The organism is Aequorivita sp. CIP111184 (assembly GCF_900489465.1).
Taxonomy (GTDB): domain Bacteria; phylum Bacteroidota; class Bacteroidia; order Flavobacteriales; family Flavobacteriaceae; genus Aequorivita.
In genome coordinates this window covers 1-14497 of sequence record NZ_UEFQ01000013.1, presented here as the reverse complement: position 1 = coordinate 14497, position 14497 = coordinate 1, and the positions used below count along the sequence as shown (strand labels likewise).

Here is a 14497-nt window from a genome sequence, read left to right as displayed (position 1 = left end):
TAAGTTATGGAGAAGAATTCAAAAAATTTTGGAAATGAAAATGGAGGCTTTGGAATATATATCCACATTCCCTTTTGCAAACAGGCTTGCCATTACTGCGATTTCCACTTTTCAACTTCTATGAAAAAAAAAGGCGAATTGATCGATGCGCTTTGCAAAGAATTAGTCTTGAGAAAAAACGAATTAATAGGTGAAGTAGAAACTATCTATTTTGGCGGCGGAACACCCAGTCTGCTTTCCTCCGAAGAATTGCAGCAGATTTTCAAAGCGATTTATAAAAACTATAAAGTTTCAGAAAACCCTGAAATCACACTCGAGGCCAATCCTGATGATCTTTCAAATTCACAAATTCACAAATTCGCAGATTCACAAATTAACCGCTTGAGTATAGGCATCCAATCCTTTTTTGAAGAAGATTTAAAACTCATGAATCGTGCCCACAACGCTTTTGAAGCGTTGGAATCTATTAAAGAGGCGAAGAAACAATTCGAAAATATCAGTATCGATTTGATTTATGGAATTCCCGGAATGAGCAATGAACGCTGGAAAGAGAATCTTAAAATTGCTTTAAAGCTTAATGTCCCACATCTTTCGTGTTATGCTTTAACTGTGGAGCCGAAAACCGCTTTAAAAAAATTCATTGAAAAAGGAATTGTGCCGCCCGTAGACGAAGAAGTTGCAAAGCAACATTATGAAATTTTGCTTCGCGAAACTGAAAAAGCAGGATTGGAAAACTACGAATTTTCAAATTTTGGAAAACTAGGATTTCATTCTAAAAATAACACTGCTTATTGGGAAGGCAAGACGTACTTGGGCATCGGGCCGTCCGCACACAGTTATGACGGAAAATCACGAAGTTGGAATGTTTCAAACAATACAAAATATATTAAAAGTATTGAAGTAGGAATACGTCCTTCAGAAATGGAAATTCTTTCAACAGAAGATAGATACAATGAATATATAATGACGGGATTGCGAACCAAAAAAGGTATTTCGTTAGAAAAAATTGAAAGTGAATTCGGAAAAAACTTTTCTGAATACCTTTTAAAACAAGCTGCAAGTGCTTTGCAAAACGGATTATTAATTCTCGAAAATCAAACCTTAAAAATTTCGAAAAAAGGAAAGTTTTTGAGTGATGGTATTGCGGCAGATTTATTCTTAGTAAATTTAGATTGATGAAAACTACCATTGAAATTCATAACAAAACTATTGAAGTTGATTTTTCTAAACCGCTAGATATTTCAATCCCTTTGCGGGCTTCAATGAAAAATCCGTTGGCGTGGTATCAAAAAGAACCTTCAATAGAACCTGTAAAAATGGGGGAGTGGACAGGTAAAGTTTCGGAAGGCGGTTCAGTAAATTTTAATAATGTGTTTTTTAATCCGCACGCGCACGGTACACATACGGAATGTTTCGGCCATATTTCGAAGGAATTTCATTCTGTAAATGATGCACTTAAAACATTTTTCTTTTTAGCTGAAGTAATTTCCGTGACACCGGGAAATATAGGGGAAGACGAAATCATTTCTGAAAAAAGAATCCAAAAAACTTTAAACGGAAAAACTCCTGAAGCAATTATCATTAGAACGCTTCCGAACAATTCAGATAAAAAATCAAAACATTGGTCAGATACTAATTGGCCGTTTCTTCACGAAAAAGCAGCGTTTTTTTTAAGAGAAATTGGGGTGAAACATGTGTTGATAGATCTTCCATCAGTGGACAAAGAAAAAGATGAAGGGAAGCTTTTAGCTCACAAAGCATTTTGGAATTATCCTGAAAGCCCTCGAGAAGATTGCACAATTACTGAATTGATCTACGTGAAAAATTCAATTGAGGATGGAAGTTATTTATTGAATTTGCAGATCGCATCATTCCACAACGACGCATCACCGAGTAAACCTGTTTTGTATAAAATTTTATGAAATGAAATGCCTATCAATAAATTATAATCCAACAGAAGATGTATTTGAAGGCTTTCCATCTTCCTATTTATCAACTATTTTATACGGATGAAAACAACTTTAAAAATTGAGGAATTGGCCCAATTCATTTTGGGAATTTTCCTCTTTTCGCAACTTGATTATGCTTGGTGGTGGTTTCCTGCGTTGCTGCTCCTACCAGACATTGGAATGTTTGGATATTTGATAAATCCAAAATTAGGAGCTTTCACCTATAACCTTTTTCACCATAAAGCCATTGCGATTGCTATTGGTTTGGCAGGGTTTTATACAGACCATTCTTTGTTAACTTTAATAGGTGTAATTTTGTTTTCCCACGCGGCGTTTGATAGAATTTTTGGCTATGGATTGAAATATCCAGACAGTTTTAAAAACACGCATTTGGGAAGCATTGGAAAATAATATTATGGAATATCTATTTATTGGTTTAGCTGTAGGCGCTATTTTGGCTTATTTCATTTTTGCACGTTTTGGCGGTGGAAAAAAGGAAAAGGTAAACACCCAGTCCGTGATTTTGATGGAAAAAATTCGCAGTGTCTGTAAATTCATTACTGTGGAAGGTGATTTTTCTGAAATCTTCTATTATGAAAATGTGAAGGATAAGTGGATAAATTTACTATTGGGTAAAAAGAAAGCTTTGGTTTTAATTGAGGCAAAAGCACACATAGGCTTTGACCTCACAAAAGTAAAAATGAATGCCGATACCAAAAACCGAACAATAATTTTAACCAATTTTCCTCAGCCCGAACTGCTCACCATTGAAACTGATTTTAAATATTATGATAAAACAGAAGGTTGGGCAAACCCTTTTACGGCAAGCGATTTAACCGATATAAACCAAGAAGCCAAAAAGCATATAGTAGATAAAATTCCAGAAACAGGTTTGTTTAACGAAGCCTCAAAACAGGCTTTGGAAACCATTCAACTAATGGAAAAACTGGTAGAAACAATAAACTGGAAATTGGACTATTCTGCACTTTACGCCTCAGAAGAAAAACCAAAGTTGAAACAATGAACATAGAGCAATTTAGAGATTACTGTATTTCAAAAAAAGGTGTTGAAGAAACCTTTCCGTTTGGTGAAGATACACTGGTTTTTAAGGTTATGGGCAAAATGTTTGCGCTCACTGGTTTAGAAACTCATCCTGCAGCAGCAAACCTAAAGTGCGATCCTGAGCGTGCAATTGAACTTCGTGAAGAATACGACGGTTTAATCAGACCGGGCTATCATATGAGCAAAGTACATTGGAATACCGTGGAACTGGAAAGAAATATTCCACAGCAACTTGTTTTAGAATTAATTAACCATTCCTATGCGTTAGTTGTACAAAGTCTCACAAAAAAACTACAAGCGGAACTCGCTTCGCTTTAATCGTAAAAAAATAAATGAACCATACTTCCGATTTTTACAAATTACAGATTGAAATCAATTCTGAAAAACTACAAAAGATAAAACGGAAACTCGCCATTTCCAGCACAATTAGACTTATTCTGTTTATGGCGGCTTGTTTTGCAGTATATTTTTTCTTCGATAATACGAAAGTTGTAATCGCTGTAATTGTACTCACAATTATAGCTTTCATTTATTTGGTTTCAAAACATAGTGGCTTGCAATACAAACGCGATTTAAAAAAAGCGTTGATTGCCCAAAACGAAACCGAACTTGAAGTGTTGGATCGAGTCTTTCATCATTTGCCTTCTGGCGAAAAATATACAGATCCACTCCATTTTTATAGCCAGGATATTGATCTTTTTGGTCGTGGTTCTTTTTTTCAATATTTGAATAGAACGGCATTGGAAAGTGGTTCCGATTTTTTGGCAAAACTCTTTACTGAAAATGAAATTGATTTCATCCCCAAAAAGCAGCAAGCAGTAATCGAACTTTCTGAAATGCCGAAGTGGCGGCAGCAATTTTCTGCTATAGCTTCTTTGGTAAAAACTGAAGCTTCCTCAGCAGAAGTTACCCATTGGCTTAAAAATTATAAAACCTTTGTTCCACAATGGATTAAGCCGGTTTCATTAGTGTTTTCAACCATTTCCTTTGGTTTGATAGTGTTAAATTACCTTGATTTAATATCGGGTTATGCAATCGGGGGATGGTTCTTTTTAGGATTGGCCATTTCGGGACGTTATTTGAAAAAAGTGAATGATCTTTCTTCAAACACTTCAAAAATTCAAAGCACTTTTGAACAGTTTCACAAACTTATTTTGGAAATTGAAACCCAGAATTTTTCTTCGGATCTCCTTGTTGAAAAAAGAAATTTGGTGGTAAATTCTGATATAAAAGCTTCATCTGTTTTAAAGAAATTCGCCAAACATTTGGACGCTTTGGACCAACGAAGCAATATGCTTATTGGTGTTATCGCAAATGGTTTTATGCTCCGCGACCTTCGTCAAAGCTATAATATTGAAAAATGGATTGAAACGTATAAAGAAAACGTTCCCGTTTGGTTTAATGCTATTACGTTTTTTGATGCTTATAACAGTTTGGGAAATTTCGGCTTTAATCATTCCAACTACGTTTTTCCTAAAATAAATGATGATGTTCCCGTGCTAAAAGTGAAGGGGGCTGGACATCCGCTCTTAAAAGAGGCAACAATGGTGCGTAACGATTTTCAAATAAATTCAGAAGAATTTTTTATTGTTACAGGAGCAAATATGGCGGGAAAAAGTACATTTCTGAGAACCGTCTCACTGCAAATTGTTATGGGCAATATTGGTTTACCAGTTTGTGCTGAAAAAGCAGAGTACAACCCAATAAAACTTATTACAAGTATGAGGACCACCGATAGTTTAACAGATGATGAATCGTACTTTTTCAGTGAATTGAAACGTTTAAAATTTATTGTTGATGAGATAAAAACGGACCGTTATTTTATCATTCTCGATGAAATATTAAAAGGGACAAACAGCACAGACAAAGCCATTGGCTCCCGCAAATTTGTTGAAAAACTGGTAGCCAGCAATTCCACTGGAATCATTGCTACGCACGATTTAAGCCTTTGCGTGGCAGCAGAAGAATTAACAGAAGTAAAAAACTATTTCTTTGATGCGCGAATTGAAAACGACGAACTCTTTTTCGACTATACCTTCAAGCCCGGTATTTGCCAAAATATGAATGCTTCTTTTCTGCTAAAAAAAATGCAGATCGTAGATTAAAAAAACTATAATTATCTGTTTTTGTGATAATTATAGTTTTTTTAACTATATTTATAATTCCTCACTCCTCTCCTCACTTATTCGTTTCTTTTGTTTGCCCCAAACATTAAATAGTAATCAATTTTAATATTTATACTAATTTAATTATATGGGATTATGAAAACAACCACCAACCTTAAGTTTATTGCAACAGTATCAATTATGTTACTGTTGAATTTTAGTGTGTTCGCACAAAATGAAAATAATCGCCCAAAGTATCTCTCAGCTACAACGATGCATTGGAATATGGAAAAAGAAGATTTCAGCATGGATGCCTGGAAAGCTTTGGAAAAGGAGTATTTGCAAAAAATATTGAGCAAAAATCAGTACATTACTTCGGCATCCTATTACACACATCTTTTTACTCCGGACAATTCTGAAGTGCTATATGTACAGACCTATCCATCTTGGGAGGCTATGGATAAGGCAGCTGAAAGAAGTGAAGAACTTGCAAAACAAGCGTGGCCCGATGAAAAAGCAAGAACAGCTTTTTTTAAAAAACGCGATGATTATTTCTCGGTAAACCATTCTGACGAAATTTACGCTCCCATAGATGGCGCCAAATTAATTTCACAGGATAACACTAAAGATTTGGTTCTTTATATCAGAAAAACTTATTTCACTTTTCCTGAGGATGGTACACAAAAAGAATTCGACGAAATGCGCGCTGAAAATTTCGCAAAGGTTGTTTCTAAGAACGAATACATAAAAGGATATTATCCCAATGTTCACGCTTGGGGAAGTGACAAAACAGAATTTGTGGAAGCCTTTTTTGTGGATTCAATGTGCGATATGGAAAAAATGTTTGACAGAAATGGGGAATTGATTGGTCAAGCTTGGCCAGGAGATTCGGGAGAACGAAGAGGGAAAAAATGGAGCAAATATTTCACTGGAGTCCACGGTGATTCTGCCTATACTTTAGTGGCTGAAATTTCAAAATAAAACTTAAAAAAAAGTAAGTATTTTTAAAAAGGATGTTTTAAAATAGCATTCTTTTTTTATATTGAAGAAGTGCGTATTTTCACGGCTTCGCAATAAAAAATATTTCCGAATGGATTCAGTAACTCAGATTGTTTTGGGCGCCGCCGTTGGCGAAGCAGTTTTGGGAAAAAAGATCGGTAATAAAGCAATGGTTTTAGGCGCTATTGCCGGAACTATCCCAGATTTAGATGTAATTGCAAACTATTTTACCGATACCGTTTCCGCTTTAGAAATCCATCGGGGATTTACACATTCTATAGTTTTTGCTGTAGTTTTTGGATTGCTGTTTGGTTGGTTGCTTTCGCTTTGGGACAAACGTGCGAGTTTAAAGGAATGGTCGTGGTTTTGGTTTCTGTGTTTCGTAACACATCCATTGCTGGACGCACACACCACTTGGGGCACTCAGTTATTTTGGCCATTTGATCTCCGGCTGGCATATAAAAATATTTTCGTAATCGATCCTCTTTATACACTGCCATTTTTAATGTTTTTGATTTTGGCGATGTTTCAAAAAAGGGGAAGTATTAAAAGACGAAGATTTAATAATCTAGGTTTGATTGTTAGTAGTGCTTATATGGCACTCACCATAATTCTGAAAGGAATAACATATAATAAATTTGAAACCGCATTAGACCAGCAAAACATTCCCTATGCTGCTTTGGAAACCAAACCCAGCCCACTGAATACAATTTTGTGGACGGCTAATGTGGAAACTAAGGATGCATTTTTGATAGGCGATTACTCTTTTTTTGACACAAAACCGATTCAGTTTTCCTCACATCCAAAAAACCACGAATCCCTTGGAGATTTTAGGGAAGAAGACAAAGTACAAAGGCTTATAAAAATTACAAAGGGGTGGTATACCATTTCTATAAAAGAAGATGGCATCTATTTAAACGACCTTCGTTTTGGGATGATGAGCGTAGATCAACGTGCTGAGAAATACGCTTTCAGTTTTCGGCTAGAAAAAGAGGGAAACGAATTAAAAGTTACCGAAGAGCCAAAAGATACGCGCGATGCCAAAAAATTACTCTCCGATCTTTGGGAACGAATAAAAGGAAATTAGCAGCTTAAATCTGCAATAATCTTCCACTCACCTTCAATATTTCGAAAGATAATCAGGAAGACTCCATTCGCCTTTTTTGCATCGCGAACCAAATGGAACTGGCCCATTACATAATATGAATTGTCTTCAATTTTGGTAACAGCTTCAATTGTGAAATTAAGATTACCTGTGTATTCTTTTGAAGGATATCCTTTTTTGTAATTGTCTAACGTTTTTTGCCACCCATTTGTAACTCCTTTGCTACCGTAGAATTTTAAGGAATCACTTTTCCAATAACCTTCCATAAATCCTTCCAAATCACCTTGATTCCAGGCTTCTTGTTGTATTTTGAGCACAGAAAGAATTGCTTCTTTGTCTGAAGCTTCAGTTTGTGCAACACTATTTAAAGTTGCAATTAAACAGAAAAGGATGAGTAGTTTTTTCATAAGTTACAATTTTGAATCTGTCTTTGTGAATGATCTAATAAAGGAGCAAAAGCTAAAAGATTAGAAGTAAATATAGTTTTAAAAATTGCAAAGTCAATTTACATAAATGAAAGCACCGATTAGAGAATAGAAAATTTTCTACTAAATTTACAAAAAGAGCAGAGGCAAAAAGTCAAAATTTTAACCAAAAAACCATCTTTTGAGCGATTCCAAAATAAATATTTCCGGCAGTTATTTAATAAAAGCTTTTCTAATTATGGGAAGCATTTTGGCAATTCTATACGTTGGGTCTAGCTTATTAATGCCCCTATTTGTTGCAGCAATTATCGCTGTTCTTTTAGATAAACCTACCAAAAAATTTAAGCAATGGGGATTACCAAACTGGTTGGCAATTACATTATCTATTATCTTAATGATTGTAATTTTTTTGCTATTAACGTGGCTTATAGGTTCACAGATAAATACAATGGCGGGCGATTGGCCTACTATAAAAGAAAAAGCAGCAGAAAAACTGAACGGCTTGTCTGAGTGGGCTAATCAGAATTTAAATTGGGACTATAAGGATTATATTGAAAATAACAAACGGTTGATTGAAAAGGCGCAAAGTGTGGCGGGTGTCTTTTTATCTTCATTAATAAACTTACTCTCGCAATCGCTTATAATTTTTGTGTATATCGTTCTTTTATTGATGCAGAAGAAAATGTTTATTAATTTCTTTAAAAAAATTACTTCCAATCCCGCTGCAATGAACTCTCTTTTAAGTGAGTCTTCAAAAATAATTAGTAGCTATCTTTTTGGGAAAGGTAAGATTATGATATTTTTATTCGGGATATATTATCTTGGTTTTACGTTAGGTTCCGTTCCTTACGCACTTTTTTTGGCGGTGTTTGCAGCGCTTTTTTCCATAATACCTTATGTTGGTAATATTATAGGTGGCGGTATTGCAGTAATATTGTCTTATTTATATTCAGGCGCCACTCCAGCGCTTATAGTGATTGGTGTGATTTCAGCAGCGCAATTGGTGGAAAACTATATTCTTACTCCGTGGATTATTGGTGATGAAACAAACTTGAACCCCTTTATAACGGTGTTCGGCATTATTCTTTTCTCAATGCTGTGGGGTATGGTGGGTGCCATTATTGCCTTGCCAATAATAGGTGTGCTTAATGTAATCTTTGAGCATACTAAAGGGATGGAAGCTTATGCACATTTAATAAAAAAGAATGATTCTTAGACTTTAATCTGAGAGTGATCGCTAACTTAGAAACATAAAATCCTCCGCAAAAACAGCTTCTAGTCTCAAAATAAGTTCTTCTGCATTCGCTTTACTGAAAACCATTGGCGGTTTTATTTTTAAAACGTTGTGGTCTGGGCCATCAATACTCATTAAAATGCCGAGTTGTTTCATTCTATTCGCTAAATAGGAAGCGTGTTCTGGCAACGGATTCTTGTTTGAATCATTCAATTCAAAACCTAAAAATAATCCTTCGCCACGCACATCACCAATTATAGAAAATTGCGTTTGAAGGCTTTTCAATTCAGCAATTAAAAATCCTCCAACAATTAGCGCATTCTCTTGCAGATTTTCTTCTTCAACAACTTCCAAAACCGCCCGACCAATAGCGCAGGAAACGGGATTTCCGCCAAAGGTGTTGAAATACTCCATTCCCGTATTGAATTTTTCCGCAACTTCTTTTGTACACGCAACCACCGCAAGCGGATGGCCATTCCCAGCGGGTTTGCCCATAGTTACAATATCTGGCTGAACATCGTAAAGCTCAAACGCCCAAAAGGTTTTACCCATACGTCCGAAACCAGTTTGTACTTCATCGGCTATACAAATTCCACCAGCTTCGTGAACGTGTTTATAAACTTCCTTGAAGTAATTTTTTGGGGGAACAATTTGTCCGCCACAGCTAATCATAGTTTCGCCAATAAAACCGGCGATTTCCTTTCCTTCGGCTTTTAAATTTTGAATGATTTCCTTGGCGTGATTTGCGTACTCAATGCCACAATTTTCTCCTGAATATTTTCCACGATAAGAATCGGGAAGTGGAAGAATATGCGTTGTTTCAGGTTTTGGGAAACCGCCTTCGCCTTCAAATTTATAGGAACTTACATCTATTGCAGCATTCGTATTTCCGTGATAGCCAACTTCAATTGCTAAAAAATCTTTATTGCCAGTAACTGTTTTTGCCATTCGCAATGCAAGCTCGTTGGCTTCGCTGCCTGAATTCACAAAATGGATTACCGATAAATGCGGTGGAAGTTTCTTCAGTAAAGCTTCAGCGTACGCAATAATTTCTTCGTGTAAATAGCGAGTATTCGTAGTCAAAACCGCCATTTGTTTTTGTCCGGCCGCAACTACTTTTGGGTGCTGATGGCCTACGTGATTTACGTTGTTTACAGTGTCTAAATATTTTCTTCCTTCAATATCTATCAAATAAACACCTTCGCCGCGAACAATGTGTAACGGTTTATCATAGGAAAGACTCAAGCCTTTTCCTAAATGTTCTTTTCTGAAATTGATTAAATTTTCTTCTGAAATCTTTTCTTTGGAAGTATTTAATTCCTCTTTAAAAATAAAATTTGGATCGGGGCAGATGCTTTTCCAAACGTCAACTTTTGACGGTAAAGCCACGCCGTTGAAATTTTCACTATTCCCCAAAAGATCCAAAATAAGTTGGAAATGTAGATGCGGCGCCCAACTTCCGTTTTCGTTTGGAGCTCCAATGTAAGCGATGAGGTCGCCTTGTTTCACAGTCTGTCCAACTTTTAAAATATCAAGCGATGTAAGCGTTAAATGTCCGTAAAGCGAATAAAAGGTTGCCCCTTCAAAAGTGTGTTCCAAAATAAGCATCGGGCCATAATCCTTATCGTAATTGTTGTGGTGTATTATTTTTACGGTTGCATCAAAAGGAGCGTGGACGGGTGTTTGTGCGGGTGTCCAAAAATCTGTTCCCAAATGTACGGTGCGGTATTGCGGACCGTTGTTGCCTTCGCTTTTAAAAGCTTCGGTGGTGTAAAAAGGACGCGTTTCCAAATATCCATTGAGCAAAATTGTTTTGGGATGGTGCTTTTGAAATTGCTTTAGCTTGAATTCTGAAACCTCTGCATCACTGTATTCCGAAGGATTGCCAAGAAGTGTGCTGCCAACACTCATATCGAGATTTACAACTTTTTCAAAAGCAAGCGTTGGAAACATCGTTTTTAAGGAAACCTGATTGCTTTTAGCCCAGTTTTTAAATTTTTCCTCCAATGGATGCGCGGAATATCCGCAGGCATTACGAAAAGAATAGTAGGCGAAATCTTCATTTAGTTGAAACCATTTTTCAAGTAAATCCCAAGCAGGTTTTTCACTTATTACATAATAATCATCATTCGGAAACTCTTCTTTTTTAAGGGAAGCGTTCGTCACGGTTGTAACGAGCCGTATTCCAACTAAAGTGTACAAACATTCCAGTTCCTTTTCTGAAAGCTTGTAGTGTTTGTTATACCCATTTATAACTTCCAAAGCGGCGGAAAGTGGATCGGGCAGATCCATAATTGCGTATGCCAGAACAATAGCGAGATCATTGATGGTTTGAGTGAAAACCGAGTCGCCAAAATCAATTAAACCTGTTACGCTTGGATTGCTTAAATCTTCGGAAACCAAAATATTGTAATCGTTCAAATCATTGTGAACAATGCTTTTTGGAAGGTTTTTATATGCTGTTTGAATCTCCTCAAAACCATTTTGAAAGTATTGTACAATCTCTTTTTGTTTCCCTGAAAAACGATTTGTATGCGCGTTTGTCCAAGCAGAATTAGCCAAATCCCAATCAAGGTTTCTGTGTGCCTCAGGATGTTCAAAATCTTGTAGCGCTATTGTCAAACTTCCTGCGGCCTCACCCAAACTATTTCGGAGACTTTCGGTTTTTGGATTTACAGTTGCCCAAAGACGGCCAGGAAGCCAACTTAATACTCTTGCGGTTTTATTATTTGGAAGTTTTGACAGCAGACTTCCTTCTTTATTTGGAACAACTTCGGAAAGCGAAATAGCAAGATTTTTTATTGAAAGATATTTCAAGATTTGAATCTGAAAATCCAATTGCTCCAGATTTTCTTCGGAAGAAATTTTAAGTAGAAATTTTTTGTCTGAAATTGTATTCAGCAGATAGTTTTCATCAACATAGCCATCTAGTCCTGATACTTCAGCTGAAATGTTGTAATGCTCGTAGGCAATTTTTGAAACTTCTTCGCGGGTGGTTTTAGTCATGACTTTTAGTAGAGAATTGACTAACAATAATACAGAAAAAGAGAAGGACGAAATTAAACATCACGTTAAAATTTCGTCCCTCAAACTTGGCTAAAAAAAATAATTATAAAACGCTTTTTTGTTTTTTATAAAACGCATCCGCCTGCATCTGCATCAATTCGCGGGCTCTTTTGCGTTTGTAGTCGTAGAGTTCCTGTTCTTCGGCTATGTCTGCGTATACTCTGTTGTTTATGTCGCGGTCTGTGGTTACAAGTACATCCCGTTGTGCTTTCTGTTGGGTTACCCAAGATTTTAATGCGCTTTCCTGTTCTTCCAACTTTAAATCGTATGCTCCTTTAGGAGACAAAAGTTTAGCAAGTATGGGCGAGGTTTCAATCGCCAAAAACAATAAAAAGATAAATAGCGACGGCAACCACGGCAGTTTATTCAAAGCATTTACGCGCGCCATCAAACCATCAAAGCCGTCAATTACAGGTTGGGTGTCTGCCACTTTTGTATTGTATTCAGTGGCGAGGGTTGCTATTTGTGCTTCGGCAGCAGTGATTTTTTCTGCGTTTGTTTTTTTCAGTTCTGCCAATGCGGCGAGTTCTGCATCGTGTTTATCGCGTTTTTCTTTATAGACTGGGCCTTTGCCTAATTTTTGGGTACCGGCAGTTCCTTCGGCTTCGGTTATGTAAGTATCGTAAAGGGCGTTTACTTCGGCTTCTTTATCGTTTACTTCTTTTTTTAAACCCTCAATTTCAGTTTCTAATGCTGTAACGGATGGTGTGTATTGTAGCGCCAACTGATCTTTGTTGGCGAGGGTCATTTCGTTTTTCTCGGTAAGCAACACTTGGTTGATTTCCTTTTCGAAAATTTTCATTTCCAAAGGTTTTGAGATAACTATGGCTATGATTATTGCCAACGCGATTCGCGGGGAGGCTTGAATTAATTCATCAAAGAAATTGTTTCTTTTTTTGATGGTGGAAACGATAAACCGATCTAGATTGAAAATTAATAATCCCCAGATAGTTCCAAAGAAAATGGCGGAGTAATAATTGTCAAAGACAGTGTAAAGTGCATAAGCCCCAGCAATGGTTGCCATAACGGCGGTAAAGAAAACGGTAGCGCCAATGCCGGCGTATTTTGTGCGTTCCCCGGGGGAACATTCGTCTAGGATGGCGGTGTCTGCGCCGGAGCAGAAGATAAAAAAGCGTTGTAGCATAGTGATTTTAGATTGATGAATCTATATAACGCTGGTTTGAATGATTAATGTATAATGGTTAATGAAAAATTTTACAATAAACAATTAACAATGAGCAGTAAACAATTTTGTAAATAACAAATCAGAAATCCCTATTTCCTTTTCGCTCTTAGCTTTTAATTTTGATAATTGATAATTGATAATTGATAATTGTTTACTGTTAATTGAATATACTTTGCTGTGGCCTTCTTTTATTTGGGTTGTTGTGAACATTTTATTTGTTTAGAGTTGGCACGATCGTGACGCTAGCGCTAGCTAGGGTTAGCGGCTGTTTTTCATTTTAAGAAAAAATTCCTTTGTATTCATGATCTTAATTTTAATACTTGGATCTGTAGTTTCTTTTTTATTAGCCGAAAATGCATTTTCAATATCTTTTTCGGTTTTCAAAAATGCATATTCTGTCCAATCAAACGCAAATTGTTCCGATAAGCCAGTTTTTAACGGAACCATATATTTTACGATTAATGGGTTTATTTTATTTTGTAATAATCTATCGATAAGTTTAGAATGTTTTTCGATTTGCGGAATAATTTCAAAACATTCTTTATCTATTATTGCTCCCGACCATTGTTGTTGTGATTCTAGTTCATAGGCTCTGGTGAGGCCAAGTCCAAATACGGTTGTCCCTCTTTTATTTTCAATTGTTACTGGTCCAAAAGAAATTGCTCCTCGCAAGGGAATTCCGTCTCCCATTGTTGCGCTTAGAAAAACTTTGCAAACGGAAATCAAATACAATAAACCTCTCTCGGTAATAGAGTTTTGTATAAAAATAATACTATCCGAAATGACGTAAGTTTGGATATCCAATGTTTTCTTTTCTTCATTAGGAGTAATATTTGGATAAATCATATTCCAATATTTCTCGGCTAGTTCAAGACTTTGATAAATCATATCTTCGTAAATTATTTTTAAGTCCTCGTGGCTATTTTTTTCTACTAAATTTTTAAATCCGAGGATGTCAAAAAAAGCTATAAATGAATTTGTCATTGTGAATTTTATTGGGATTTTCGTAAAATGGACGCTAACGGTTTGGCTATGGTTTGTTGCGGAAAATGTCCGAAGGAGTTTTCCGCTGTAGCCGAAAGATAGCAAAAATGGCGAGAATTTTCGGCAGAAAATTCCGCCGCAATGAACTATAGCCGTTGTGCCTGTTGCACAAGTTAGCAATTTTCCTTAATTTCATGGTATGCAAGGAAAAAAGATCTACCAAGAAAAGCTCTTCAACGATTTCCGTTTGAGCGAGCGCGTTCCAGAGGACAATTTTTACCGTCGGCTCCGGTCGGCTCTGGACCTAGAGTACTTATATGCACTTACAAGGGACTTTTATGGCGACAGCGGCCAGAAGAGTATCGACCCCGTGGTATTTTTC

General features: G+C 36.4%; 13 protein-coding genes and 1 pseudogene. 10 read left to right on the top strand and 4 right to left on the bottom strand.

Annotated features, from left to right (window positions below; genetic code table 11):
- Positions 1-6 precede the first annotated feature (6 nt).
- The 8 genes from hemW (at position 7) to AEQU1_RS00160 (ending at position 7202) form a co-directional block, all read left to right on the top strand.
- Entirely contained in the window at positions 7-1176 is a 1170-nt protein-coding gene (gene hemW / locus AEQU1_RS00195) for a radical SAM family heme chaperone HemW (protein WP_111877832.1), read from the top strand.
- Entirely contained in the window at positions 1176-1922 is a 747-nt protein-coding gene (locus AEQU1_RS00190) for a cyclase family protein (protein WP_111877830.1), read from the top strand. Before hemW ends, AEQU1_RS00190 begins: the two co-directional genes overlap by 1 nt.
- Before the next feature lie 87 nt (positions 1923-2009).
- Complete coding sequence (locus tag AEQU1_RS00185; protein WP_111877829.1) at positions 2010-2360, top strand: DUF4260 domain-containing protein; 351 nt, start codon at positions 2010-2012, stop codon at positions 2358-2360.
- 4 nt (positions 2361-2364) lie between these two features.
- Complete coding sequence (locus AEQU1_RS00180) at positions 2365-2973, top strand: DUF4230 domain-containing protein (RefSeq protein ID WP_111878998.1); 609 nt, start codon at positions 2365-2367, stop codon at positions 2971-2973.
- Complete coding sequence (locus tag AEQU1_RS00175) at positions 2970-3329, top strand: MmcQ/YjbR family DNA-binding protein (protein ID WP_111877827.1); 360 nt, start codon at positions 2970-2972, stop codon at positions 3327-3329. Before AEQU1_RS00180 ends, AEQU1_RS00175 begins: the two co-directional genes overlap by 4 nt.
- Before the next feature lie 14 nt (positions 3330-3343).
- Positions 3344-5116, top strand: coding sequence for a MutS-related protein (locus AEQU1_RS00170; protein WP_111877825.1), 1773 nt, complete (start codon positions 3344-3346; stop codon positions 5114-5116).
- Positions 5117-5272: 156 nt separating this feature from the next.
- A complete protein-coding gene (locus AEQU1_RS00165) occupies positions 5273-6097 on the top strand; it encodes a hypothetical protein (protein ID WP_111877824.1) in 825 nt (274 codons plus the stop codon).
- A 109-nt stretch (positions 6098-6206) separates the two neighbouring features.
- Positions 6207-7202, top strand: a complete 996-nt coding sequence (locus tag AEQU1_RS00160) for a metal-dependent hydrolase (RefSeq protein ID WP_111877822.1) — start codon at positions 6207-6209, stop codon at positions 7200-7202.
- On the opposite strand, the gene AEQU1_RS00155 is transcribed toward AEQU1_RS00160, so the two are convergent.
- Complete coding sequence (locus AEQU1_RS00155) at positions 7199-7627, bottom strand: DUF4440 domain-containing protein (protein ID WP_111877820.1); 429 nt, start codon at positions 7625-7627, stop codon at positions 7199-7201. The genes AEQU1_RS00160 and AEQU1_RS00155 overlap by 4 nt on opposite strands.
- 199 nt (positions 7628-7826) lie before the next feature.
- Between AEQU1_RS00155 and AEQU1_RS00150 the strand changes: the two genes are divergently transcribed.
- Positions 7827-8861 (top strand): AI-2E family transporter, encoded by a 1035-nt coding sequence (locus tag AEQU1_RS00150; RefSeq protein ID WP_111877819.1) that lies wholly within the window; start codon positions 7827-7829, stop codon positions 8859-8861.
- Between the two features lie 21 nt (positions 8862-8882).
- Here AEQU1_RS00150 and AEQU1_RS00145 read toward each other — a convergent pair whose 3' ends face one another.
- The 3 genes from AEQU1_RS00145 to AEQU1_RS00135 form a co-directional block, all read right to left on the bottom strand.
- A complete protein-coding gene (locus tag AEQU1_RS00145) occupies positions 8883-11885 on the bottom strand; it encodes an aminotransferase class III-fold pyridoxal phosphate-dependent enzyme (protein ID WP_111877817.1) in 3003 nt (1000 codons plus the stop codon).
- Positions 11886-11988: 103 nt separating this feature from the next.
- Positions 11989-13089, bottom strand: a complete 1101-nt coding sequence (locus AEQU1_RS00140; protein WP_111877815.1) for a DUF4407 domain-containing protein — start codon at positions 13087-13089, stop codon at positions 11989-11991.
- A gap of 300 nt (positions 13090-13389) precedes the next feature.
- On the bottom strand, positions 13390-14115 hold the full coding sequence (locus AEQU1_RS00135) for a hypothetical protein (protein ID WP_111877814.1): 726 nt from the start codon (positions 14113-14115) through the stop codon (positions 13390-13392).
- 199 nt (positions 14116-14314) lie between these two features.
- Between AEQU1_RS00135 and AEQU1_RS00130 the strand changes: the two are divergent.
- A pseudogene (locus AEQU1_RS00130) lies at positions 14315-14497 on the top strand (IS1182 family transposase); the annotation flags it as partial.